This window comes from Anatilimnocola aggregata, assembly GCF_007747655.1.
In the GTDB taxonomy this organism is placed as follows: domain Bacteria; phylum Planctomycetota; class Planctomycetia; order Pirellulales; family Pirellulaceae; genus Anatilimnocola; species Anatilimnocola aggregata.
On sequence record NZ_CP036274.1, the window covers coordinates 462,132 to 484,480 of the forward strand.

General features: G+C 59.5%; 15 protein-coding genes. 8 read left to right on the forward strand and 7 right to left on the reverse strand.

Annotated features, from left to right (window positions below; all coding sequences use genetic code 11):
• The first annotated feature begins 25 nt into the window (after positions 1 to 25).
• The 7 genes from ETAA8_RS01650 (at position 26) to ETAA8_RS01680 (ending at position 9,337) form a co-directional block, all read left to right on the forward strand.
• Positions 26 to 1,465, forward strand: a complete 1,440-nt coding sequence (locus tag ETAA8_RS01650; protein WP_145083949.1) for a proton-conducting transporter transmembrane domain-containing protein — start codon at positions 26 to 28, stop codon at positions 1,463 to 1,465.
• Positions 1,462 to 2,964, forward strand: coding sequence for a proton-conducting transporter transmembrane domain-containing protein (locus ETAA8_RS01655; protein WP_145083952.1), 1,503 nt, complete (start codon positions 1,462 to 1,464; stop codon positions 2,962 to 2,964). The genes ETAA8_RS01650 and ETAA8_RS01655 overlap by 4 nt, the downstream gene beginning before the upstream one ends.
• 353 nt (positions 2,965 to 3,317) lie before the next feature.
• Positions 3,318 to 3,800 carry an Hcp family type VI secretion system effector gene (locus ETAA8_RS01660; RefSeq protein ID WP_145083955.1) on the forward strand — a complete coding sequence of 161 codons (483 nt, stop codon included), beginning with the start codon at positions 3,318 to 3,320 and terminating at the stop codon, positions 3,798 to 3,800.
• Between the two features lie 138 nt (positions 3,801 to 3,938).
• Positions 3,939 to 4,727, forward strand: a complete 789-nt coding sequence (locus ETAA8_RS01665) for a type VI secretion system accessory protein TagJ (protein WP_145083958.1) — start codon at positions 3,939 to 3,941, stop codon at positions 4,725 to 4,727.
• A gap of 546 nt (positions 4,728 to 5,273) precedes the next feature.
• Entirely contained in the window at positions 5,274 to 6,083 is an 810-nt protein-coding gene (locus tag ETAA8_RS01670) for a YkgJ family cysteine cluster protein (RefSeq protein WP_145083961.1), read from the forward strand.
• A 17-nt stretch (positions 6,084 to 6,100) separates the two neighbouring features.
• A complete protein-coding gene (locus ETAA8_RS01675) occupies positions 6,101 to 7,657 on the forward strand; it encodes a class I SAM-dependent methyltransferase (RefSeq protein ID WP_145083963.1) in 1,557 nt (518 codons plus the stop codon).
• 288 nt (positions 7,658 to 7,945) lie between these two features.
• Positions 7,946 to 9,337: a hypothetical protein gene (locus ETAA8_RS01680; RefSeq protein ID WP_145083966.1), complete on the forward strand. Its 1,392-nt coding sequence runs from the start codon at positions 7,946 to 7,948 to the stop codon at positions 9,335 to 9,337.
• Between the two features lie 6 nt (positions 9,338 to 9,343).
• Here the strand turns inward: ETAA8_RS01680 and ETAA8_RS01685 are convergent, their stop codons facing one another.
• Together ETAA8_RS01685 and ETAA8_RS01690 are read right to left on the reverse strand one after the other, a co-directional pair.
• Positions 9,344 to 11,506, reverse strand: a complete 2,163-nt coding sequence (locus ETAA8_RS01685; RefSeq protein WP_145083969.1) for an SEC-C domain-containing protein — start codon at positions 11,504 to 11,506, stop codon at positions 9,344 to 9,346.
• A 514-nt stretch (positions 11,507 to 12,020) separates the two neighbouring features.
• The gene (locus tag ETAA8_RS01690; protein WP_145083972.1) at positions 12,021 to 12,869 is read right to left on the reverse strand and encodes a glycerophosphodiester phosphodiesterase; all 849 of its coding nucleotides are present in this window, start codon (positions 12,867 to 12,869) and stop codon (positions 12,021 to 12,023) included.
• A 286-nt stretch (positions 12,870 to 13,155) separates the two neighbouring features.
• Between ETAA8_RS01690 and ETAA8_RS01695 the strand changes: the two genes are divergently transcribed.
• Entirely contained in the window at positions 13,156 to 14,637 is a 1,482-nt protein-coding gene (locus ETAA8_RS01695; protein WP_202921498.1) for a DUF1501 domain-containing protein, read from the forward strand.
• A 13-nt stretch (positions 14,638 to 14,650) separates the two neighbouring features.
• Here ETAA8_RS01695 and ETAA8_RS01700 read toward each other — a convergent pair whose 3' ends face one another.
• The 5 genes from ETAA8_RS01700 to ETAA8_RS01720 form a co-directional block, all read right to left on the reverse strand.
• Positions 14,651 to 17,134 (reverse strand): hypothetical protein, encoded by a 2,484-nt coding sequence (locus tag ETAA8_RS01700; RefSeq protein WP_145083978.1) that lies wholly within the window; start codon positions 17,132 to 17,134, stop codon positions 14,651 to 14,653.
• Positions 17,135 to 17,218: 84 nt separating this feature from the next.
• Complete coding sequence (locus ETAA8_RS01705; protein ID WP_145083981.1) at positions 17,219 to 18,469, reverse strand: M16 family metallopeptidase; 1,251 nt, start codon at positions 18,467 to 18,469, stop codon at positions 17,219 to 17,221.
• A gap of 128 nt (positions 18,470 to 18,597) precedes the next feature.
• Positions 18,598 to 19,158 (reverse strand): GNAT family N-acetyltransferase, encoded by a 561-nt coding sequence (locus tag ETAA8_RS01710; protein WP_145083986.1) that lies wholly within the window; start codon positions 19,156 to 19,158, stop codon positions 18,598 to 18,600.
• 202 nt (positions 19,159 to 19,360) lie between these two features.
• Positions 19,361 to 21,004, reverse strand: a complete 1,644-nt coding sequence (locus ETAA8_RS01715; RefSeq protein WP_145083989.1) for a hypothetical protein — start codon at positions 21,002 to 21,004, stop codon at positions 19,361 to 19,363.
• Between the two features lie 90 nt (positions 21,005 to 21,094).
• Entirely contained in the window at positions 21,095 to 22,342 is a 1,248-nt protein-coding gene (locus tag ETAA8_RS01720; protein WP_145083991.1) for a hypothetical protein, read from the reverse strand.
• Positions 22,343 to 22,349: the final 7 nt, after the last annotated feature.

Below are 22,349 nucleotides of genomic sequence, written 5' to 3' on the forward strand. Positions count from 1 at the left end.
CTTTCCCGCCCAAAGCTAAAACGCCATGTTCGATCACGATACTATTTTCCGCGTGCTGGGGATGATTGTCGTCTGCGCGCCTCTGCTGCTGACGATCGTGCTCGGCGTGATGACGCTGGCCAGCGCGCCCCTCTCCGAACGGACGACGAGCCTGCTGGTGCAAATCAGCACCGCCGTCGGGCTCTGTGCTTCACTTTGCATTCTGGTGCTCATGCTCATTTGGGGCCCGCGGTTTGTCCCCATCGATGTGGGCGATTGGGTCGACGTGCGGGATTATCAATTCTCGGTCAAGTTTGTCTTCGATCGGCTCTCGGTTCCCTTCGCGGTCCTCACGTTTGTGCTGTGTGGTGTAATTGGCGCGTTTGCTAGTCGATATATGCACCGCGAACCCGGCTACAACCGGTTCTTTGTGATGTACTCGCTGTTTGTGCTTGGCATGGTCATTACGTCGCTGGCCGGCACCATCGAAACCTTGTTCACCGGTTGGGAACTGGTCGGTCTGTCGTCCGCCCTGCTCGTCGCCTTCTTTCACGAACGGGCCGCGCCGGTGCGGAATGGTTTGCGAGTCTGGACCGTCTATCGCATTTCCGATGCAGCCCTGCTGATCGCCTCGGTGGTCATGCATCACCTGCACGGGCATGGCGATTTCGAAAAGCTCCTCGGCACCGGCACACTGGCCACCGCCTGGCCCGGCGGACATGTCGATATTCCCACGCAGAGCCTGCTGCTGGTTGGATTCTTATTAATTCTGGCTGCTGCGGGCAAGAGCGCGCTAGTTCCCTTCTCGGGCTGGTTGCCCCGCGCGATGGAAGGCCCCACTCCGTCGAGCGCCGTCTTTTACGGCGCTTTGTCGGTTCACTTGGGCGCGTTCCTTTTACTCCGCATCAGCCCGATTCTGGCTGCTTCGCTCCTGCTGTCGTCAGCTGTGATTGCCCTCGGTCTGATCACCGCCATGTTCGCTTCGTTTGCTGGCCGCGTGCAAACCGACATCAAGTCGGCCCTCTCGTTCGCTTCGCTCACGCAGGTGGGCATCATTGTGATGGAGATCGGCCTCGCCTACTTCTGGCCACCGATGCAGTACGTGGCCCTCGTCCACATCCTGGGTCATGCCTGCTTCCGCACGTTGCAATTCCTGCGCGCTCCCACGCTGCTATATGACTATGGCACGATGGAAAACGCCCTGGGCAATCGCTTGCCGCGGCTCACAGGGCCCGGCGCAGGTTGGCTACCAGAATCAACTCGCACCTGGCTCTATCGTTTGGCCTTGGAGAAGGGATATCTCGATTCTTGGATGATGCGCTGGCTCGTCGAGCCCTTTTTGAAATTGCTGCGCGGCTGCGACGCGCTCGAACGTCGCTGGGCAGATTTGTTTGACGGCGGTGGACCTGAATTGAATGGCATCGGTGCTGCTGCTCATCCCACGCACACGTCCGCGCTGACCGGTTCGCCGGAGGAATCTCTGTGACCGAGTTACATTTACCCTGGCTCGAAATCTGCGTCGTGCTGCCGCTCGTCGGGGCCCTTTGGGTCGGGCGCATCAAGGACTCGAATCTTGCCCGGCTCCACTGCCTGTTCTTCATGCTGCTGACGTTTACCTTCGCGCTAGGGACCTGGCTCGACTTTGTCGCCATGCGCGCCAGTGAAGCGCAGGATCGCTTTCACCTGACATCGCGGTTATTCGACCGCGAGATTTTTCAGATCGACGAACTGAGCGCGCCGCTGTTGCCGCTGACGGCGCTTTTGTTCGCACTGACCACCATCGCCACAGTCCGTGCGAAAGCCCGCCGGTTTTCGTTCTCGTGGACGCTCCTCTCCGCAGCGATCACGCTGGCTACCTTCAGTTGCAAAGAGCCCTGGCTCATCATCGTGCTCCTGAGCCTCGCCACGATTCCGCCGTTTCTCGAACTGCGAGCGCGGGGACGTTCGGCCGGCATGTACGTCGCGCACATGGGTCTGTTCATCGCGCTGATGGTGATTGGCTGGGGAGTGGTCCAGTCCGAAGGGACCGACCTGAAAGTCCACTCGCTGTGGGCGGTGTTGCCCTTGCTGGGCGCTGTCTTCATTCGCTGCGGGATCGCTCCCTTTCACTGTTGGGTTACCGACCTGTTCGAGAAAGCGACCTTTGGCACGGCGATTCTCTACGTCACTCCGCTGGCCGGCGTCTATGCGGCCGCGCGCTTGGTGCTGCCGATTGCTCCCGCCGAAGTGATGCGCACGATGGGACTCATTTCGCTCTTTACGGCCGTCTATGCGGGGGCAATGGCACTGGTGCAAACCGATGCCCGCCGCCTGTTCTGCTATTTGTTCCTCAGCCATGCCGCGGTGATTCTCGTCGGGCTGGAGATGGTGACCGTGCAAGGCTTGACCGGCGCGCTCTGCGTCTGGATCTCGGTCGGACTGTCACTCACCGGCCTTGGTTTGACAATGCGAGCCATCGAAGCCCGCCACGGTCGGTTGCAGCTTAATCAATATCACGGCCTGTACGAGCATATGCCGATGCTGGCGGTTTGCTTCATGCTGATGGGGCTCTCGAGCGTTGGCTTTCCAGGCACGATGGGTTACGTCGGGGCCGAACTGCTCGTCGATGGCGCGGTCGAAACGTATCCCTTCGTCGGTGTGGCCGTGGTCTTGGCGGCGGCACTCAACGGCATCGCCATCGTGCATGCTTACTTTCTGCTCTTCACCGGCAAGCGGCACATCACGAGTGTTTCGCTCCGCATGGGCCGGCGCGAAAAGGTCGCGCTGCTGACATTGGTCACGCTCTTGCTCGCCGGCGGGATTGCGCCGCAGTTGAACATCGGCGCGCGGCATCACGCGGCCGAAGAACTCCTTAAACAGCGCGGCCCGCTGATCGAAACGGAACACGACCACGCTAATTCTCCCTGGTGGGCGCCCCGCTTGATTGCACCGCAAACGGCCAGCGAACATCCCCTGCCGATGCCTGTGAGTAACGAGCAAGATTGAAATCGCTGCGGACTGACTTCCCTGTAGCGCCGGCCCGACTGATTCCGCAGTCCGATTTTTAAAAGCAATCGTCGCACTGCACCATCGGTTCTTGAGTTTCTGTTGACAGACAGTCGCCGGCTGGCTTTCTGGGTAACTTCTTTGGGGCTTCCTAAGCCCTGTTCTGCAAAGGGGTTGTGTCGTGTTGGCCGCACAGACTTGAAGCCTGAAGAATCTTTCGGCAGATTCCACGCAACTTTCGCCGGGCCGCTTCGAGAATAGTGGTGTAAAGAGCCTCACACGGAAAACAAAACACGGGTTCGGGGCGAATCGAATTCACACTTTTTCAGGTTTAAGTTAAGGGAGACTGAGCGATGGCTGTTGACATGTTTCTGAAGTTGGAAGGTATCAAGGGCGAATCGAAGGACGACAAGCACAAGGACGAAATCCACATCGAGTCGTTCAGCTGGGGCTTGACTCAACAGGGTGGTTTCAACGTCGGTGGTGGTGGTGGTGCCGGCAAAGTGAACGTGCACGACATCTCGATTTCGAAGTACCTCGACAAGTCCTCGGCCCTGCTGATGTCGCACTGTGCGACTGGCAAGCACATTCCTAGCGGTTTGGTGACCTTCCGCAAGGCTGGCGATAAGCCGCTCGAATACCTCAAGATCAAGCTGACCGACATTCTGGTTTCCAGCGTGCAGCACTCGGGTTCGGGCCACGGCGACGTGCTCAGCGAAAACCTGAGCTTGAACTTCGCCAAGTTCGAAGTTGAATACTACGAACAGAAGCCAGACGGCAGCGGCACGAAGGCCGGTGCGATGAACTACGACATCAAGATGAACAAGGGTGGCTAGTCCGGCCGGTCGGTTGCGAGCAATCGCGGCCGACATCGCTGGCTAAAGTGCGGGGGGCATGATTGCCCCCTGCTTTCGTTTGTGCGAACATTTTCCCGGCGATCCCAGTTTATTCCTAATCTTTGCGAGCCCCGATTCATGGATGCCAAACAAGCCTTTGATGCCGGAAAACTGCGGGAAGCCATCGACGCCCAGGTGCAAAAAGTGAAGGGTGCGCCTGGCGATACGCGGGCCAGAACCTTCCTCTTCGAACTTCTCTGTTTTGCCGGCGAATGGGACCGGGCGAACAAGCAACTCGATGCCCTGTCGGTACAAGAAGCGGGGGCCGCTTGGGGAGTTTCGGTCTATCAGAATCTGCTCGCCGCCGAGAAGACTCGCCAAAAGGTCTTTAGCGAAGGTGTCAAACCCGAGACCTTTATCGAACAACCCCCTTTTCTCAGTTTGCATCTCGACGCCATCAGCAGGTTGCGCGAAGGAAACGGTGCCGCTGCGACGGCACTGCTCGAACAATCGGCCGCCCTACAGACACCGGTCAAGGGAGAATTGAACGGCCAGGGGGTCAGCGGACTGCGCAATGCCGACGATCTGCTCGCGCCGATTCTGGAAGTGATGGTGATGCGGGACTATGTCTGGGTGCCGTGGCAGCAGGTGCAATCCCTCACGGTGATGATCCCGCAACGCCCCCGCGACCTGATTTGGGCGGCCGCGAAACTCACACTCACCGACGGCATTCAGCGCAGCTGCTATTTGCCAGCCCTCTATACCGGCTCCAGCGCCGCCGACAACGACGAGGCCAAACTGGGACGGCTGACGGAATGGGTAGGTCTCGAAGGTGGTCCGGCTCGCGGGCTTGGCCAGCACCTGCTAATGGTGGGTGATGGTGACATCGGCCTGCTCGAAGTCCGCACCTTCACTGCAGGCAGTTAAGCGGCAGGCCGGGCGCAACTGTTCCTGAAATCGAAAAAAGTACTTAGTACATTTGACCAGACTAGTCACAAGTTCGGTCTCTAATTTTGAGGCAGGTGTCACGGCAGAAGGGGCTCGCTGCGCGCCGGAAGGGGCTGGTTGAACCGGCAGCGACAAGTTTCGCTGCGGGAAATTCAGGAAATTGAAAATGGACATTTCCTCATCGTGGAAAACAGGAAACGGTTGACTGTCCCCCCTTCGCAAAGAGAGCGACTTGCCAGTAGCCCACGGGCGGATAATGGAAAGTCGGGAAATCGAAACTAACGAGCGGTTGATCGATAGGTTGTGAGGATTGTCGCTAGTGTTTGGTAACAAATGCCTTGCAGTTACGCCTAAGTCCGTTGGCTTGTTTGAAGAAACGTAGATTCCGGAAATTTCTCGGTCAGCGGGCTGGGAAGATGGCGGCGAATTTGACTATGGCGAAGGGTGAACTTGTTCCCCTTGGGTTTTGGCGATGCAAATTGGAATTCCGGAAATTTCTGGGGTTAACTGGAACGGAGATCAGTCATGTCCAATGCGAACATTCCTGCAGGTGTCGAAAGTGTGACGGCTGATATCTCGATGCGCATCGCCGGCCATCAGCTGAAGACAAAGGTGACCGTCCCGACCGCGCGAATGGGGCTGAAGCAACTGTTGCCGGTGGTGCAGCAATTGTCGAGTTCGATCGTGCAGATTGGCGAAGAGAACGTCGAGCGGCAGGGGTTGAAGATCTCGTGCCAGAAAGGGTGCGGAGCCTGTTGCCGGCAATTGGTGCCGATTGCGCCGGTCGAAACCCACGGCATTCGCGATCTGGTCGAGAAAATGCCCGAGCCACGGAAAACGGAAATCCTCCGCCGGTTCGCCGAGGCCAAGGAGAAAATGACCGCTGCCGGAATGTGGCAAAAACTGACTGAGCGGGCTAACTGGCCGCATGACGAAGTGCTGCAGAATGGACTCGACTATTTCAAGCTGGGCGTGGCTTGTCCTTTTTTAGAGGACGAGTCGTGTTCGATCCATCTTGACCGGCCCATGGCTTGCCGCGAGTACCTGGTCACTTCGCCAGCTGCCAACTGTGCCAATCCCACGCCCGAGGGTGTGGAGTGGGTACCGATTCCCGCGAAGGTTTGGCCGGTCGTCGCGCGCATGGAAGAAGCCGGCGCGCCGCAGACCTATGTGCCGTGGACACCACTCATTCAGGCCCTCGATTACGCCGCCACTCATGACGAAGGACCGGAGCGACCGGGACCGGAATGGGTGAGTGAAGTTTTCTCGCGTTTGGCTAAGTCGTCCTCCGTGCCGGCAGCCAACATGAACCCCAACATTCCCGCGGCCGGTTGAGCCCAGGTGCAACACCGATGAACAACAGCAGCTACGACGAAATTCAATACGAAAGCAAACCGCATTACCCGATGCATGCCGATTGTCTGGGCACGCTCGGACATTTGTTCGGCATGCGGACCGCGCCGGCTGGAAAGTGTCGCGTGCTGGAGTTGGGCTGTGCGACGGCGATGAACATCATCTGCATGGCCGATGGTTTGCCCGAGAGCGAATTCGTCGGCATCGATCTTTCGCCTTCGCAAATCGAGGCAGGACAGCAGTTGGTCGATGCTGCTGGATTGAAGAACGTCCGCCTGCATACGGCCAGCATTATGGACCTCGATGAATCGTGGGGAGAGTTCGATTACATCCTGGCACATGGCGTTTTCTCGTGGGTGCCGGATTTTGTGCAGGAAGGAGTGTTCGCGCTGTGCCGCCGGTTGCTCAAGCCACACGGTATTGCCTACATCAGTTACAACACTTACCCCGGTTGGCATCAGCGGGCGGTTGCGCGCGAGCTGATGCAGTATCACTGTACGGGAATCGACGACCCGCAATTGAAGACGCAGCAAGCGCGGGCGATTCTATCGTTCATGGTCAAGTCGGCACCGTTTCCCAATAGTCCCCACGCGCGGGTGTTGGCCGAGGAAGCAGATACCTTAGAGCGCGCTCCCGATAGCTACGTCTTTCACGAGCATCTGGAAGACTCGAATACGCCTCTCTACTTTCATCAGTTCATGCAGCGGGCCGGCGAACATGAACTGCAATACCTGGGCGAAGCCTGGCAGCACATGCAGCTGGATGATTTGCCGGCGGAAGTCAGCGAATCGTTGCAGGGGATTTCGCACGACTTGATTCAACTCGAACAGTATGCCGACTTCCTGACCAATCGCATATTCCGCCGTACGCTACTCTGCCGCGACGACGTCGAACTCGATCGTTCACCTTCGGCCGATGTTATCGGTTCGCTGTTGGCTTCGGCGCTCGGTCAGCCTGCTTCGCCGGAGCCCGATGTCCGCACTGCCAAGGAGGAGAAGTTTAAATTGCACGATGGTGTCGTCGTCCATCTGACGTTTCCCATCGTCAAAGCGGCGCTCGTCCATTTGTTCAAGTGCTGGCCGCAGATGGTGCCGTTCGATGAGCTATTCGCCGTCTCACTGGCTGCTATCGAAGATCCAGCGGCCGACCGCGAGCAACAGCGGGCTCTGCTTGCGGCCATGTTATTGCGCGGGCATCTGACGCACTTCGTGGCGCTGCACCGTCAGCCATTTGCTTTCTCGCTGGAAGTCAGCGAGCGGCCGAAGACATCGCAGTTGGTGCGCGTGCTAGCGGCCCAATGGGCGATGGTTCCCAGCCGGCGACATAAGTTGGTTCCAGTTCCGCTGGCCGAACGTTTACTACTTACCCTGCTGGACGGCACACGCGACTTGCCGACACTTGCGCGCGACTTTGCCGCCGCGCGAGCTGACAACGTTTCTGCTAGCGGCGATGCTGATAGCAGAGTTGCTGACTTATTAGTCGATAGCGATGAATTGCCAGCGTGGATTGAAACAACCTTAAAGCAATTTGCATGGCAGGCGTTATTAATTGCTTGATAGCAAGTAGTAGAAGTGTCACTCATAATCTAATCGCTCAATCGTATTAGTCCCTGCTAGCGTTGCTATCAACAATTCTAGTAATTTGTGTGCATCTCGTACTTCGGGCAGACAAGGCAGAATTGGTAAAGCTTAGGGCGAAGGGGAATTTGATTTGCGATAGCGTGACGCCCTGCCGATTGTCCAAGGTAGGGTTTCCTCCAGACGGAGGGAGTCCTATGTAGGTGGGAAGCCTGCTGGCCACGGATTGGCCAAATTAACAAACGGATTTGCTCGGGGACTGTTTCTATGTCACTCTCAAAAGTGATGTGCCTCCTTAGCGTGGTGCTGGTCGGGGCAATGCTGCCCGGACGCGCGCAAGCCCAAGCGCCAGTGCCGGTTCAGCCGCGAGCCACACTCTGGAGTTTTTTAGGCATTCCGCAGACCTATACCTCGGTGCGCGACAACTGGTCGAACCGCAACGGTAACCGCCCCAATGCCGAGCGCAAACCAAACCTGAAGCGATTGGCCGATCCGAAGAACTTGGAATCGGAAAACCCAGCCATCAAGCGGGCTGCTGAAATCAAGAAGGAAGAGGATCTCGCTAAGCAGAAGATCAAGGCAGTGAAGTATCTGACCAAGATCGGCTGCGGCTGCTACAACCGCGATGGCAGCATTACCGATGCCCTGCTGAAGGCGCTCGACGATTGCACCGAAGACGTCCGCTATGAAACCGTGAAGGCGATCACCGAAGCGGCCAATGGCGAAGCGTGCGTCAACTGCAAGAACAAGAGCTGCTGCAGCGAAGAGCTGTCGAACAAGCTGTATGAAATGGCTTACGAACGAGATGACAGCGGCTGCTACCTCGAACCTTCGGAACGCGTTCGCTTAGCGGCAGCAGAAGCCCTGCGAGCTTGCTGCCCAGGTGGCGGCGGCGGACCTGACTACATCGTCGAAGAAGGTGGCACCGGAGCCGAGACGATCGATGGTGGTGGTGGCGAACGGCCAGACATGGCTCCGCCCGGTGGTGGTGAACGCCCCGAACTGCCCCCTGCTCCGCCACAACCTGTACCAGGGATCGGTCCGACGCCTCTGCCGCCACCTGTACCGACGCCAGCTGTCGATCCAGCTCCCACGTCGTTCGAAGATCAAACGGGCGAGGCTCCCGCGCCCGCTCAGAAGTCGAGCCGCCGGACGGCTAACCTCTACAACGGTCGACCCACGATCGCTCAAGCCTCTGGCACCACCAGCGGAACACCTGCCTCGGCAGTGGCCTTCGCCAGCGAAGCGCAACCATCCAGCCGGTTGACGCAGAACGTCGCTCCGGTGGCAACGCCGGGTGAAGTGGCTTCGCCCTTTATGCCCGCTGCTGCTCCGCAGGCCTATGTCGCCGCCCCACCTGCTCAGCAGTTTGCGGCTCAGCCCGCTCGGCCACGGCCAACGTTCGAAAACTTTGGCCCAGCTGTGGCGACCGCCGTCGATCATAAGAACAACGAAGCGACCGTTAGCTTTCCTGGTGGCGAGACAGCTCCGGTCGGCTCCATCCTGCGGGGCTATCACAACTATGCACTGACCGGCAAGCACGCGGTTGGCGACTTCGTCGTGATTCAAAGCGACCCCGGCATCGCCATCGTTCGCCCCCGTGGTCAAACCCGGCTCGGCAAACTGATGTCCGGCGACGAACTGATCCTGCTGCAGTAAGCGTTCTTAGTCCATGCCCGGCAGCCAGAGTTTACCCTTGCTCGCCTCGGCCGGAGCCGCGGCGGGTTGGCCAGGTGTCCACAGTCCGCCGCTGCTGGGTGCAGCAGCTGGCATTGCGGTGGGAGCGCCGGGCATTCCGCCCGGGCCGGCACCTGGAGCGCCGCCCTGCGGACGAATGAGACCCAGCTGGGCGAGCATCATGTACAAGCCTTGAGCAATGCCCGGCTCGTTCATGTGCTTGGCGCGAAGTGTTTCCATGATGCGAGTGAATTCGGCCTGTTCGCCACGCATGAGGCGAAGGGGAATCTCTTGCAGCATGAAGCGAGCAGGCGAGCGACCGCGGTCCTTGGCCCAATCTTGCGCTTTGGTCAGCAGTTCGAGCGTTTCGGTCGGGTCGTTCGACTGCCGCGACAGAATCTCGAACACGTCTTCCTTATTCGCGACCTTGTCGAGCGATGGCCGGGCTACCACCTCGCGACCCATCTTCAGTACCAGGCGACGACAGCTCACCAGTGTGCCGCGAGTGAAGGCTTGCATCAGATCTTCATCGTTGAGCTTGGTGGCTTCTACGCGTGTGAGCTGGGCGAGCGAGAGGGCTTGAATCTTACGGCCTGCGGGGTCGAGTTCATCGATAGTCGGCAACCCGAGCGAACGACGGACTTCGTTGAACACCGGCTCTTCTTGCGGCTGAGCCAGGTCCATTAGCAGGATTGTGGCGAGCGCCTTGTTCTGCAATTGCGGATTGGCCGCCGCTTGTCGCAACGTGGCCCCATCGAGCCCGGCTTGCACCGAATCGGGGAGCACATTCAGCAGCAAGTGCCGCCGCTGTTCGAGAATCAACGTCTTGCGATGTTCCTGCGGAGTGTCATCGGGAAAACGCCAATTCACGGCCAGAATCGCGGCATTACGATTGGCTAGACCAACAGCCTCTTCGGTCGGATCACCCTGCAGATGCGAACCGATCAGCGTTTTCACCTTCTGAATCCGGTCGTTCCAATCTTCAAGCTGAGGCGCGGTGAATTCCACGCGGGCGGCCCGATCGGTTTGGCGACCGTAGAACAACAACTCGCCCAGCACGCGCGGGATTGCGTCGCGAGCGATGTCCACGCCGGTTGACGGAATCTCGCGATCGAGAATGAAGAAGGCACTTTGCGGTGGTGGTTCACCTTCGGCCAGATCCATGTCTTCGGGCCGCAGAGTGATGGCCTGCAATTGCTTGTTCGAGATCCAGGCTTCGCGCAAAGCCGGTGCATCGTCGATGGTGAAGGTCGCGGTCACTTCGGGAACTTGATACTCTTCGCCATTCATCGCCAGGAATTGGGCCAGCGCTTCGGCTTCGATGGCTTCGTCGCGCGGCACGGCGGCAAACGCGGCATACTTCTGGAAAATGGCCGCAGCGATATCATCTTCGGCCAGCGTGACGAGCAGCGTTCCCAGGTTGCGCCAAATGGTTGGTTCGTTCGGTTCGCTGGCAGCCAGCGCTTCGAACTTCTTGGCCGCCGCTTGAAAGCAGCCGTAGTTGGCGTCTTTCAGTGCGGCTTGAAATTCGGCCAGGCCAGCAGCAGAGAGGGAACTCTCGGCCGGGGGTGGAACAAGATCGGCAAACGTGTGGGCGACGAGGGGCACCTGCCCGCTGCTATCGAGGTCCATCATCGCGCTGAAGGCCGTTTCGTCTTTCCCTTGCGAAACACGCACTTGATAGGTGAGGTGCCCGCGCGCGGCGAGAACTTCGCCGGTGGCGAACAGGGCCCGGCCCAGCGTGCCGATGGCCTGATAGACGAGGTGATGAATCTTGCCCGGGTGCTGCTCGAGTGCCTGCTGCACGCGGCTGATCGCGGCGAGCACGTTGCCATCCTGGCAATCGAGAATCGCGGCCAGCGCCAGGCCGGGCGGATTGGTCGGGGCCACTTCCAGCAGCTTCGCCGTCGATTGCCGGGCTTGTTCGACTTCGCTCAGGCTGAGTTCGACGAGTGCCTTATACATCAGGGCCGAAGGAATCTTGGGATGCGTCGACAGCAGCTTGTTGATGTGGTCGAGCGCGGCCAGCCGCTGCTCGCCTTCCATCGCCAGTTGAATCTTCTCCAACTCGTGGCTGACATCGGCCCCACAGCAGAACTTGAGCTTCTTCTCACTGCCACAGGGGCACGGTTGATATGGATCGAGAGACATCGTCCTGGCACTTTCTGGCAACAACCAGCCGGAAACCGGTCACCGCAGGGGACATGCATCCCAGGGACTCGGGTCTCAAACGGCCAGCCGACCATGCAAATTCGTGGTGAATTGGTTCAGCCGCAAGCCCTGCAATGTAGCAAAACGGGGGCAAAGGCGGGAGAAGGGACAGACCGCCGGGCTGAGTTGCTAGTGCCCCAGCTACCAGGGCCAGACTCGGGTCAAGAATCTGGCTGGCTCTCGTGGTCCCCAGTTGCAGCATCTCAGCAACTCTGACTTCACCGAGAAACGGACCCCGTACGATTTAGCACTTAGCCGCGAAAACTCCACTTCAGTTTCACCCTAAATGTCCAACTAGCAGCCCCATAGTTGAACACCAATCGCTCGGAAACCCGAGAGTTACGCACTCCCCTGTTCAATTAACAACTCCTTAATTGAACACCCCTCCTTTGCGGCTTGGCGTCGTAACTTTACTTGCAGCTGGGTGGTAATGGCATTGCCTGCATCCGGCCACCTAGCGAGTTGGCAGCGACTCTTGGACTTGCTGAATCTTGGTCGGGATGTCGGTGCAGGCAACATCAACGCCCAGACCAACGGCCAGGTAGTAGTCTTGCACGGTGTGGCCGGGCCAGCAGTTGATTTTGTAGCCCTGCTTTTGCGCTTCCCGAACCATCGCCCGCGACGTGCCGTTCAACTGACACGCGATGTGCTGAGCCTTGAGACCCTTGGCTCGTTCGATGAACTCAGCCGAGAGAGGCTTGCCCGCGATAATGGAGATGGGGGCGGCTTCGTCGAGCGCGCGAATGGCCCTCAGCGGACGCTCGTCGAACGACGTGAACAGGTAGTACGACTCTTGGGGCATCTTGGCCTGGGCCTGTTGGTAAAGCCTGGCACAATACTCGGCAATCCGCTCGTCGGGATAGAGTTTCTGGTTGCTGGTTTTCATTTCCAGCTCAATGCAAACGCCGGGCTTATCGGCAAAATAGTCGAGCAACTCTTCAAGGAACAAGAACTTCTGTCCCTTCTTGGTGGTGACCTTCCGCAACTCGTCGGCTGTCTGCGCTTCGATCGGACCCTTGCCGTTGTGTGTCCGCTCAAGGCTGTCGTCGTGCAGAACCACCAGCACGCCATCGCGCGTCATCCGCACGTCGGTCTCGAACCCCCGAATCCCGCGCTCGTAGCAGGCCCGGAAGCCCGCCATGGTATTTTCTTCGAATTCGTGAGCCCCACCCCGGTGCGCCAGAATCAGCGGAGTCTTTGCCGCTGTCTTGGTGGCAGCAACCTTTTCCTCGGCAGTCGCGCGCTTCACGCACCACAACGTCGGGCAACACAGCAGTCCAATCATCGCCAGCCGGCCTAGCATCGCAGCAGATCCTCGTGAACAAGTCGAACTATCGAGAGGCAATAGAGAATCCGAGCGCCCTACCACTTTGACTACGATTATAGCCCAGCGAACCAAGTCTAGCTGCGATGGCAATCAGTAGGTCGGGGCTGGCACTCCGGCGCCCTGACAAAGGGAATTCGAAGTACAGCGGATGAAGTTTGGAAAGACTGACGCCGGCCAGTATATTGACTTGAGCTTGCGGATGGCGTTCCACCGCCGCAACTCCGCTGGAAACCTGCCTTCGCTGCCTACCGGAGATTCGCCGATGACTCGCGATACCGCTCCCACGAATCTCTCGCGCCGTTCGTTCGGCGTGATGGCCGGTTCGTTGGCGGCAGCAGCATCGCCAATCACGGCGCTAAGCAAGGCTGCTGCAGAGCGGCCGCTGGGGCAGAGTCACTTTGGTCGCGCGAAGCGGGTAATGCTGCTGTATCTGTATGGAGCAGCAGCCCAGCATGAGACTTGGGATCCCAAGCCTGATGCGCCGGCGGAGATTCGCGGCAAATTCAATCCGACCAGCACTTCGGTGCCGGGCCTGCAGATTTGCGAGCACTTGCCCCGCGTGGCGAAAATTGCGGACAAGTTGACCCTCGTGCGGTCGATGTCGCATCCGTATAACATTCATTCGGCGGCGTACACAATGTCGGGCATCGACAAGGTCGATATCCCGATGGAATTGAACCCGTTCGATGCGCGGCACTGGCCCAGCTTTGGAAGTGTCCTAGATTACCTGGCGACGAAGGAGCAGCCGACCGCGCCGCCACCAGCGATTCCGCGCAATATCTGTCTGCCGTTTCGCTTCAGCAGTCGCGCAGGCGAGTTCACGCGCGGCGGGCCTTACGGTGGCTTTCTCGGCCGCGGTTACGATCCCGTTTGCACCGAATTCGCAGGAAAGATCACCGGCAAGGTCGGACGCTGGCGCGGCAATGCGATGCAAGACGTCGACGAACCTTACCTGGGCATCGATCCAGCTGGCCGCTTCGTCGTGTCGCAAGCCAAGGGGGATACGGCCATGTCGCTCGATCAACTCAGTAGCCGCTGGTCGCTCCTGGCCAAGTTGCAGCACGAACAACTCGACTATCAAACCGCAGCAGCGCCGCGCGGGCACGATCGCTTTCGCGAAATGGCCTACTCGCTCCTGACTTCCGATCGCATCAAGGCAGCCCTCGATATCGGCCAAGAAAAGGAGTCGCTGCGCGAGCAGTATGGCTACACTCTCTTTGGCCAGGCTACGCTCGCCGGCCGCCGGTTGCTTGAAGCAGGGGCGAAGCTGGTCACGGTGCTATGGGATGAAATCAAGACCGCCAATTCCGCCTGGGACACGCACTTCCATCACTACGAGCGACTGCAGGACGAACTGCTGCCGGGCCTCGATCGCGCGCTAAGTGCCCTAATTGCCGATCTCGACGAGCGGGGCATGCTCGACGATACGCTGGTCCTGTGCATTACCGAGCATGGCCGCACGCCCCGCGTTCACGACAAGGGAGCCAACGGCGCGGGACGCGAACACTGGTCCGACGTCTATAGCAACGCCTTCGCCGGTGCCGGCATCCGCCGCGGCAGCGTCGTCGGCAGCAGCGACAAGCACGGCAGCTTCGTCCAAGAGAATCCCATCAGCCCCAAAGACATTCTCTGCACCATCTACCACCTGCTCGGCATTGATGCTCACACCATGATCCCCGACCGCCTCGGCCGCCCCTTGCCCCTCGTCACCGGCGGGCGAGTCGTGCATGAGATGTTGAGTTAGTGTTCCCCACCCCTCACTCACACCGTCGCAATAGTTCTTGAAATTGAACTTCCCAGCCACTGCCGGCGAGACCAGGGGGAGCTTCGAGGGTGTAGCGTAGCAGTTGGGCGGCAGCGGGCTTAGCGCCAAGTTTGAATTGGGCGAGGGCTACACTGTACTTAGCTTTGTACCAGCGCGGGGTGCGGGGCTTGGTGCGCGCGGCAATTAGTCGCCAGCGATCGAGAGCCTGCTGTAGCGTTGGTTTATCGGTAGCTGCCAAAAGGACGTCGGCCCAACCTTCTTGAATGGCGGCGCTGTCCTGGTTTTCTTTCGCCAAGCGGGCATACAGGGTGAATGCTTCGTTCCGCTGGCCAGCAAGCAGCAGCGCTTCGGCTTTCACGCGGTCGAGCGTCACGCGCTCGGCGGGCTGGAGTTGATTGCGGCGCTGGTCGAGCAGCGCGATGGTTTGCAGTTGCAGGCGGGCGACAACCGTGCGCAGCGAGGCGGGTGAGGTCTCGGCGATCTTGGACAAGCGCTCGACACTGACGAGCAATTGTTCAGGCGAGGCACCAGCCGCTTGTTCAATGGCAGCCTGCGCTTCTCGTTCGCGACCCGGCAACACGGCCAAGGCAAGAATGCGCTGCAATCCGGCCGCTTGTTGCCAGGCAGCTGGTGGGTCGCTGGTACTTTGTAGAGCGGCATTGAGCAGCGATTCGACTTCGGCAGCCGAGTTGGGTTCGTAAGCGAGTCGCAGTTCAGCCACCGCGAGTGCTGCATCGCGATGAGCCTGCGTCCAGCGCTCGGGCAGGCGATCGTTTTCGCCGACGAGGACTTGCTGAAAAAACGCCAACGCGGCGGGCAACTCCGTCGACGGCGATTTACCCGCTGCGACCGTTTGCGCGAGCCACAGTTTGGCGGCGTTACTCGCCGCGGGAACAGCTTCGACCAGTTTCGCCGAGTCGCGCGGCACCAAGGCATACGCGGCCAGAGCTTCACGCCATTGTTGCTTCGCCGCCTGCCACTGCCCGAGCCAGATGGCCGCTTGCGCGGTCGAAGGATCGGCGGGCCAGGCTTTCAGATGCTCCTGCAACAGGTCGACATAGTTGGCTGCAGTGGTGGGATCCAGTCGGACATCTTGCGCGGCATTCCAAGCAGCTTGCAGGTGGGCAGCACCAGCCTGCGGATGAGCTACTTCGCGCAGGCTGGCGGCGCGCAGCCGGCGAGTGGCATCGGCAAACAGCTTGCGATTCTGCTGCACCAGCGCGCCTTTGTAGGCCAGGTCGAATGCGGTGTTGCTATCTCCCGCCGCGAAGGCCTGCTCGGCAGCCTTTTCATAGGTGGCAGCTGCCTGGTCGAGTTCGCCTTTCACGTAGAAATTATCGGCCGTGCGCGCCAGGACTGCCGCACCCGCGCCGGTGTTGCTGCCGCCGAGCGCATGCACGAGCAACTGATCGCCGCGGCGGCCCCAATAGGTGCCGTGCGTTTGCTGCAGGAACTTGGCCATGGCAGCCGCTTTGTCTTGCCACCCTTGCGACTCGGTGGCGTTTTGTTGCTGCTGGTATTGCTGCCAGACGGCGATGTAAGTCTCGAGCCACGCAAGATCGAGCTCCGGTGAATCTTGCCCGCCGAGTGTGCGGCCTTGATTGAGTAGCTGCAGCGCGGCAGTGTTATTGCGGGCTTCGAGAGCGGCCCGAATCTGTTCCGCGCGCGCGGTGAGTCGCAGCGCCGCGGGCTTGGGGTCGCGATCGAGCAGAGCGAGCAATTCCGTGGCCTGCGCTACGTTGCCTAGCAGGCGCTCGCTGATGGCCAGTTCGAGTCGCACTTGATCGGCGAGGGGATCCTCGGGAACGAGTTGGGTGAGCGGAGTCTTGAGAATCTCTTGTGTCTGCTGAGCGAGCGAGACACGATCGGGCGATTGCGGCGGATACAACTGACCGCGCAGGCGACAGACTCGCGCCCATTGATACAGCACATGCTGCTGCAGCGAGAAGAGTTCATCGGCCGAAAGTTCACCGGGGGCCAACGTGCGGCGGCGAAGAAGAGGTATCTCGCGAGTCAGTTGCTTATCGAGATTCTCGAGAGCGCTAGCCGCGGTGCGGAGGGGCTGCAAGGCGCGATCGAGTTCCGCGGCCGGTAGTGCGCCGGCCCGATATTCAGCCGCCGCGAGTTCTCCCTCAGCTAGCCAGGTGAGGGCGTCTTGCAATTGCACGAGCATGCCCCGAACGTGCTTCGCGCGAGCATACTCGGCAGCGAGTGCGTGGGAGCGCTGGAACCACTGAGCCCGCGTGGCAGGGGGTTCGTTCATGGCATGCAAGGCATAAGTGCGTTGCAGCTCGACGGTGAGTTCGGTGAAGGCTGCTTCGTCAGCAATGGTCGCAGCCAGGCGCTGCTGGCAATAGGCTTCGGCCAGTTCGAACAAGCGGCGTTGTTGCAAACCGGCGACCAGGCGAGCATCGCGCGAGTCGGCCGCGACAGTCGTCGCAGCAACCAGCAGCAGCGCGAGGCAGAAGGTTCGCACGAAGAGGACTCGAACTTTAGTCAAGCGTGTAGGCATAACGCTAAGGGAAGTCGAGTTGCCGGGCCCCCTCGCTGACGCGTCGGGCTAAATAGCGGGGATTTGCAGCGGCTGTGGGCCAAGGGAGACGACGGTGAGATTCTTGGGTGGATGGGCGGCGAGCCAGTTGTTGATGGAGTTGCAGGTCAGGCCGTCGATCAGCTTTTGAATCTCTTCTTTCGTCCGTACGTGCTGCAGGTAATACCAGTCGAGTGCGATGTTGCCAGCCCGCGCGGGGCTCGATTCTTGTTGAATGATCAGCGAGCGCTTGATGCGCCCTTTCAGCCGGTCGAGCTCTGCTTGCTCAATGCCGGAGTACATCCGCGCGAGCTCGCCCCAGGTGACATCGAACGTGTCCTGACCGTGTTCGGGAGTGGTACCGGCGAAAGCGATGACACTGCCCCGATCGCGGAGTGAATGGCACATCGCATACACGCTGTAGACATAGCCACGCTTCTCGCGCACTTCGGTGAAGAGCCGCGAACTCATGCCGTCGCTAAGTGCGCCAATCGCGCCGCGCAGTTGGAAGTAGTCGTCGTTGGCGTATGAGATGCCATCGATGGCAATGCCAACCAGCGTTTGATTCGATTCGACTTGAATGTGCTCGTAGCCGCGTTCGCCGGGCGTTTCGATCAGCTGCTCGTTGAGTCCGGGTCGCCAATCGCCGAACAAGTTCTCGACCTGATCGCGCAATTGCGGCCAGTTGATTTTGCCCGCGATGCTCAGGATCCCCTTGTTCGGCAGCATTCGCTCGGTGACGAACTCGCGCACGTCTTTGTGCTGCAAAGATTCCAACGTTTCGACGCGGCCCTGCGAACTGCGGCCCAGTGGGTCGCCATAGTAACGGCGGCGTAGTTCCTGCATCACGCGCTGCGAAAGGTCGTCTTCTACGGCCCGAACTTCTTGCAAGCACGAGAGGCGTGCATCTTCGAGCTGATCTTCGGGCAGTAACGGGCGCAGAAGGAGGTCGGCGTACATCTCCAGGACTGCGGGCAGGCTTTCTTGCGGCATCGAGCCGCCGAAGCTGGTGTGCGTCACGCTGACCGACGAACTGCAATCGGCACCCAGGTTCTCCAGGTCCGAGACGAATTGCCGGCTGTCGCGCTCGCCAGCCCCGCGTTGCAGCATTTCGCTGGTGAGGGCGGCGAGTCCTGCTTGCTGCGGCTTTTCATGCGCGCATCCGCCGGGCAGCAGAAAGGCGAAGGCGGCCGATTCGAGCCAGTCCATTTCTTCCGCAACGAGTGTGAGTCCGTTCGAGAGCGGGTGGATATGTATTTTTTGAGAGGCAGTAGCTGGCATTGCGAATCCTGGTTGCAGATTGAAGATGTTCCCTGGCAGATGGAAAGACTGCGAGGTTTTGACCGATTGGCCGTGGAATCTGCAATCTTCAAGCTCAAATCTTCAATCCTGTGAGCCTATCCCTACGGCTACGCGTACGCAACCTCACTAGCCTTATAGACGGTCTTCACCTTGCGAAAACCAAGTCGCTGGTAAAGACGAACCGCACCCGTGTTTTGGGCGGTTACTTCGAGAAACACCTTCTTCTGGCCGGCCAGGCGAAAGCCATTGAGCGAGTACCAAACCAGGGCGGCACCCAGCCCACGGCCACGATGCTCGGGAATTACCCCCACGTTCTGAATCGCGCCGATTCCCTCCCCTTCGCACACGCCTTGAATGGTAGCGCAAACATCGGGACGACGGGAACCCGCCGGCCAGTATTGAATGAGCCACGTGGCCGTCGGCAAGAAGCCGTTGCGGTCGGCGATTTCGGTCATCAACCGGCGACAGCCAGCCTTGGTCCCCAGGCAGGGGAACACGCTGGCATCCATCTCGTCGCTGAAGCAACGGAACTTGACCTCGGCGTGCAGGGGGATCAACTTCTCGGACCAAGCGAGCAGCGCATAGTCGGCGGGCAACTGCGGCGGAGTCACCGGAAGCAAGGAGAGGTCAATCTCCATGCGGTAACGCTTGAAATAGGTGACGCCCATAGCGTGAACCGCAACAGAACCTGGCTGAAGACACCCTGGCAGATTTTGCCTCGGGGGGAAATTGAATCGTAGGTCGACGCGCCGGTGGCGTCAACATTTCAGCGCGCCGGGCTGCGAAGGTTATCGGTGCCGCAACCACGGCAGGCTTGTTATAGCCGCTACAAGCGGTGCGGCTTATCGATCAAGTACTCAGGCTGCAACGCTAGCTGTTCGGAACTTCCACCACTGGCGGTTCGATGGCAGAAGTGGCCGCAGCAGCTGGCTTGGTCTCTGTTTTTTCGGGCAAGCGGATTTCAGCCATCAGCGACTTCTGGTCTTGATAAAACACCCAGACGTCTCCCTTGCCGCTTCGTTCGGACAATAGCAACTGCTTGGCCAGTTCCGGCGAGCGACTTTTGTTGACGACCAGGTAGCGGCTCTTCGCTGCTTGCAGGTGGGTGAGCCACGAGGGATCGCCCGTGTAGATTTTCACGTACGAGTCCCAGGTTTCCTTGTTGGTCAAATGAACGTGCGAGTAGACCAGCGGGCGGAGCTGGCCGTTCGTTTCCCAAATCAGATAGTCGGACCAATCCATCGGGGCAGTGATGTTGCCGTCGAGGTTCCGGCGCAGCACTTCGTCGGCAATGTAGATCGGCGTGTCGGTGACCAGGCACTCGGCTGGTCCGCGCACACGGCCGGTCAACATGCTGTAAGTCGAAGGTGAAATGATCAGGACGGTAAAGGCGAAGCCCACCGCAATGAGCGTAGCCATGGAAGTTGGTTCATCGGCCGGTTCGGCAGGCAAGTCGCTCTTCTGGCGATGAGCGGCCCAATAAGCGGCGAAGTGCGGCACAATGACCCACGGGCACACGAGTGCCCACCACGCCAGCATGCGAATTGCGTTGAGAGTGAGCAAGGCAAAAAAGACGAGCAGCAAGTACTCGTACGCTTGCCATTTGCGCGGGCTGTGCTTGATGAGCAGGCCGGCCGCAATCGACGACACGATCATCAGCACCCCGGTCAAACTCTTCGGCGAGAGGGCCCGCCACTCTGAAATGTATTGCAAGGCTGCATGTTCGCCGAAGAAAATCGTGCGCGTCAGCAGCGCCGGACCATGCGGATTCACACAGCTGGCCGCGACCGACACGATCACCGCCAACCAGGCGCGCGACAGGCGACCGTCTTTCACCGCTTTGCCAAAGTTCCAGTCTGCTTCGCGCAGCACTTCGTAGGTCATGCCCAAAGCGAACAGACCGAGAATGGCCAAACCCATGAGCACGCTGCCGTGCAAGTTGGCCCAGAGAATCATTACCACCGGCAACCAAAACAATGGCTGGCGTTTGGTGATCAGGTCGCTACAGGCGAGCAAAGTTAGTGCTGCGCCGAGCATGCCGAACAGCTGCGGACGAATCGTGCCCAGGACGGGCAAACCGAGCACAAACACGAGCGTTCCCGCCGTCCAGACCAGCGATGGACTCGTACCGCGACGATAAACGGCCAGCATCAAGACAACGCTCAGCAGTGTTACCAGCAGCGCGTGCCCGAAGGCGAGACCTTCGTTGCCGAAGTTGTGTTGCACCTCGTAACCGATGAGTTGCGACAGCCACGCGGAGTGGAGCATCGGCTGATTCACGGGAGTCGCAGCGAACGGATCGCTGGTCGGCAGCGAACCATGCTCGGCGATCCAGCGGCCGAAGTTCAGGTGCCCCCACAGGTCAGTGTGATTCAGCCGATGAAAGCTGGTGAGGCCGAACACGATGCCGGCGGTCACAATCGCCAACAAGAGCGCTCGGCTGGTGTTGGGAAACCAGGGAGACGTCAAGCGATCGCGGGTAATGCAGGCTGGCACTTCGGATGGACTGGTCATATTCGGGCCTTGGTAGCTGCGTGATTTATGTTTGGTGATTCTCTCGTCGCTTCACCCTCGCTAACGCGTCGGGCTACTTGAAACTCGGCGCTAGCCGCCGTTGGCTTTGCTTGGTGTCTGGCCAGCTTGCCAGGCGACATACGGCTCTACGCCTCGCCACAGGCAGAGAGCGCGAGCGGCATGAGTGTAAGGACCGTAGGCGGAAAGAAGCTCCTTCTCGTCCATTTCGGTCAGCGTGCGGACCAGCCATTGGCTGCCGCGAACGATAGTTTCGCGCGGGGGCTGAACATCGTCGGGGGCATAAGCGAGCCATTCGAGTTGATGGCCGGTCACCAGCAGCTTGTCGTGCAGCGAAGCTGACTTATCTTCTAGTGCAGCGGCACCTGCTGGCCAGCTACGCGACCACGAACCATCGGGAGCCTGAGCCGCGACCAGCAAATCGCTGACGCGCTTCATATATTGCAGCATGGCGCGCTTGGTTCGCGGCTGCAGCGCGTGGACTTCTTCATCGATGCGATAGAGCACAGCTAGCGCTTCCAAACGATGCAAACCGTTGCAAGGGCCCGCATCGAGTGGAGCGGCGACAAGTTCCTTCACGAGTTCGTTCACATCGATTCGACCGCCGTACTTGTTCTTCCACTGCCGCAAGGGAAACACATAGCGGGCGAAGACAATGGCCGTCCATTCGTATTCCAAACGCTCCAAGTGAAATCGCATCAACGAGTCGTTCAGTAGTTCGCCAATCGTCGCTTCGTCGTTGCGCATGACGATGGGTGTCGTTAGCGGCAGGCCCGATTCGGCAAAGGTCGCCAACAAGTCGTCAGTGTGATAACTGGACGAGTCTCGATGCTTCAGCTGTTCGTCGAAAGAGCGGACTTCGAGACCATCGCGGCCGCGATAGAACAACGGAGCCGCTTTTTCGCCGGCAAATTTGCGGAAGACCTGATCGTCGAGAAAGTACTGCTGCAGGTCGTGCCCGCTGACAACTTTCTCATCGTGAAAATCAGCTTTCGGCCCCCACAATCGCAGAGCATGGACGAAGTTGTTTGTCATCGCTTCCTTGGCCATCGGCGGCTTCACCCGATTGAGGACCGCGACGAGTTGCTCGTCAGTAGCGACCCGCGGTTCGGCAAAGCGCGGCGTGATCATCCAGGGATCGTTCTTGGCCGGCTCGACGCGCGCGACCTGCGGTTTGATGATGACTAAGCGATAGGCACCGAGCATCAAAGCCAACAGAAACAGAGGCAGAATCACGCGCGAAATACGGTGCGCGATGGTTAGTGGCGCGTGAGAGGGCGTTTCGTGCTCTGGAGAAGCTGAATCAGGAGACGCTGTCATGGCAACC

Bases quoted from the DNA above. Each gene is read 5' to 3' on its own strand.
- ETAA8_RS01650 (WP_145083949.1), top strand. From the start codon at position 26: ATGTTCGATCACGATACTATTTTCCGCGTGCTGGGGATGATTGTCGTC.
- ETAA8_RS01660 (WP_145083955.1), top strand. From the start codon at position 3,318: ATGGCTGTTGACATGTTTCTGAAGTTGGAAGGTATCAAGGGCGAATCG.
- ETAA8_RS01665 (WP_145083958.1), top strand. From the start codon at position 3,939: ATGGATGCCAAACAAGCCTTTGATGCCGGAAAACTGCGGGAAGCCATC.
- ETAA8_RS01670 (WP_145083961.1), top strand. From the start codon at position 5,274: ATGTCCAATGCGAACATTCCTGCAGGTGTCGAAAGTGTGACGGCTGAT.
- ETAA8_RS01675 (WP_145083963.1), top strand. From the start codon at position 6,101: ATGAACAACAGCAGCTACGACGAAATTCAATACGAAAGCAAACCGCAT.
- ETAA8_RS01680 (WP_145083966.1), top strand. From the start codon at position 7,946: ATGTCACTCTCAAAAGTGATGTGCCTCCTTAGCGTGGTGCTGGTCGGG.
- ETAA8_RS01685 (WP_145083969.1), bottom strand. From the start codon at position 11,506: ATGTCTCTCGATCCATATCAACCGTGCCCCTGTGGCAGTGAGAAGAAG.
- ETAA8_RS01690 (WP_145083972.1), bottom strand. From the start codon at position 12,869: ATGCTAGGCCGGCTGGCGATGATTGGACTGCTGTGTTGCCCGACGTTG.
- ETAA8_RS01695 (WP_202921498.1), top strand. From the start codon at position 13,156: ATGACTCGCGATACCGCTCCCACGAATCTCTCGCGCCGTTCGTTCGGC.
- ETAA8_RS01705 (WP_145083981.1), bottom strand. From the start codon at position 18,469: ATGCCAGCTACTGCCTCTCAAAAAATACATATCCACCCGCTCTCGAAC.
- ETAA8_RS01710 (WP_145083986.1), bottom strand. From the start codon at position 19,158: ATGGGCGTCACCTATTTCAAGCGTTACCGCATGGAGATTGACCTCTCC.
- ETAA8_RS01715 (WP_145083989.1), bottom strand. From the start codon at position 21,004: ATGACCAGTCCATCCGAAGTGCCAGCCTGCATTACCCGCGATCGCTTG.
- ETAA8_RS01720 (WP_145083991.1), bottom strand. From the start codon at position 22,342: ATGACAGCGTCTCCTGATTCAGCTTCTCCAGAGCACGAAACGCCCTCT.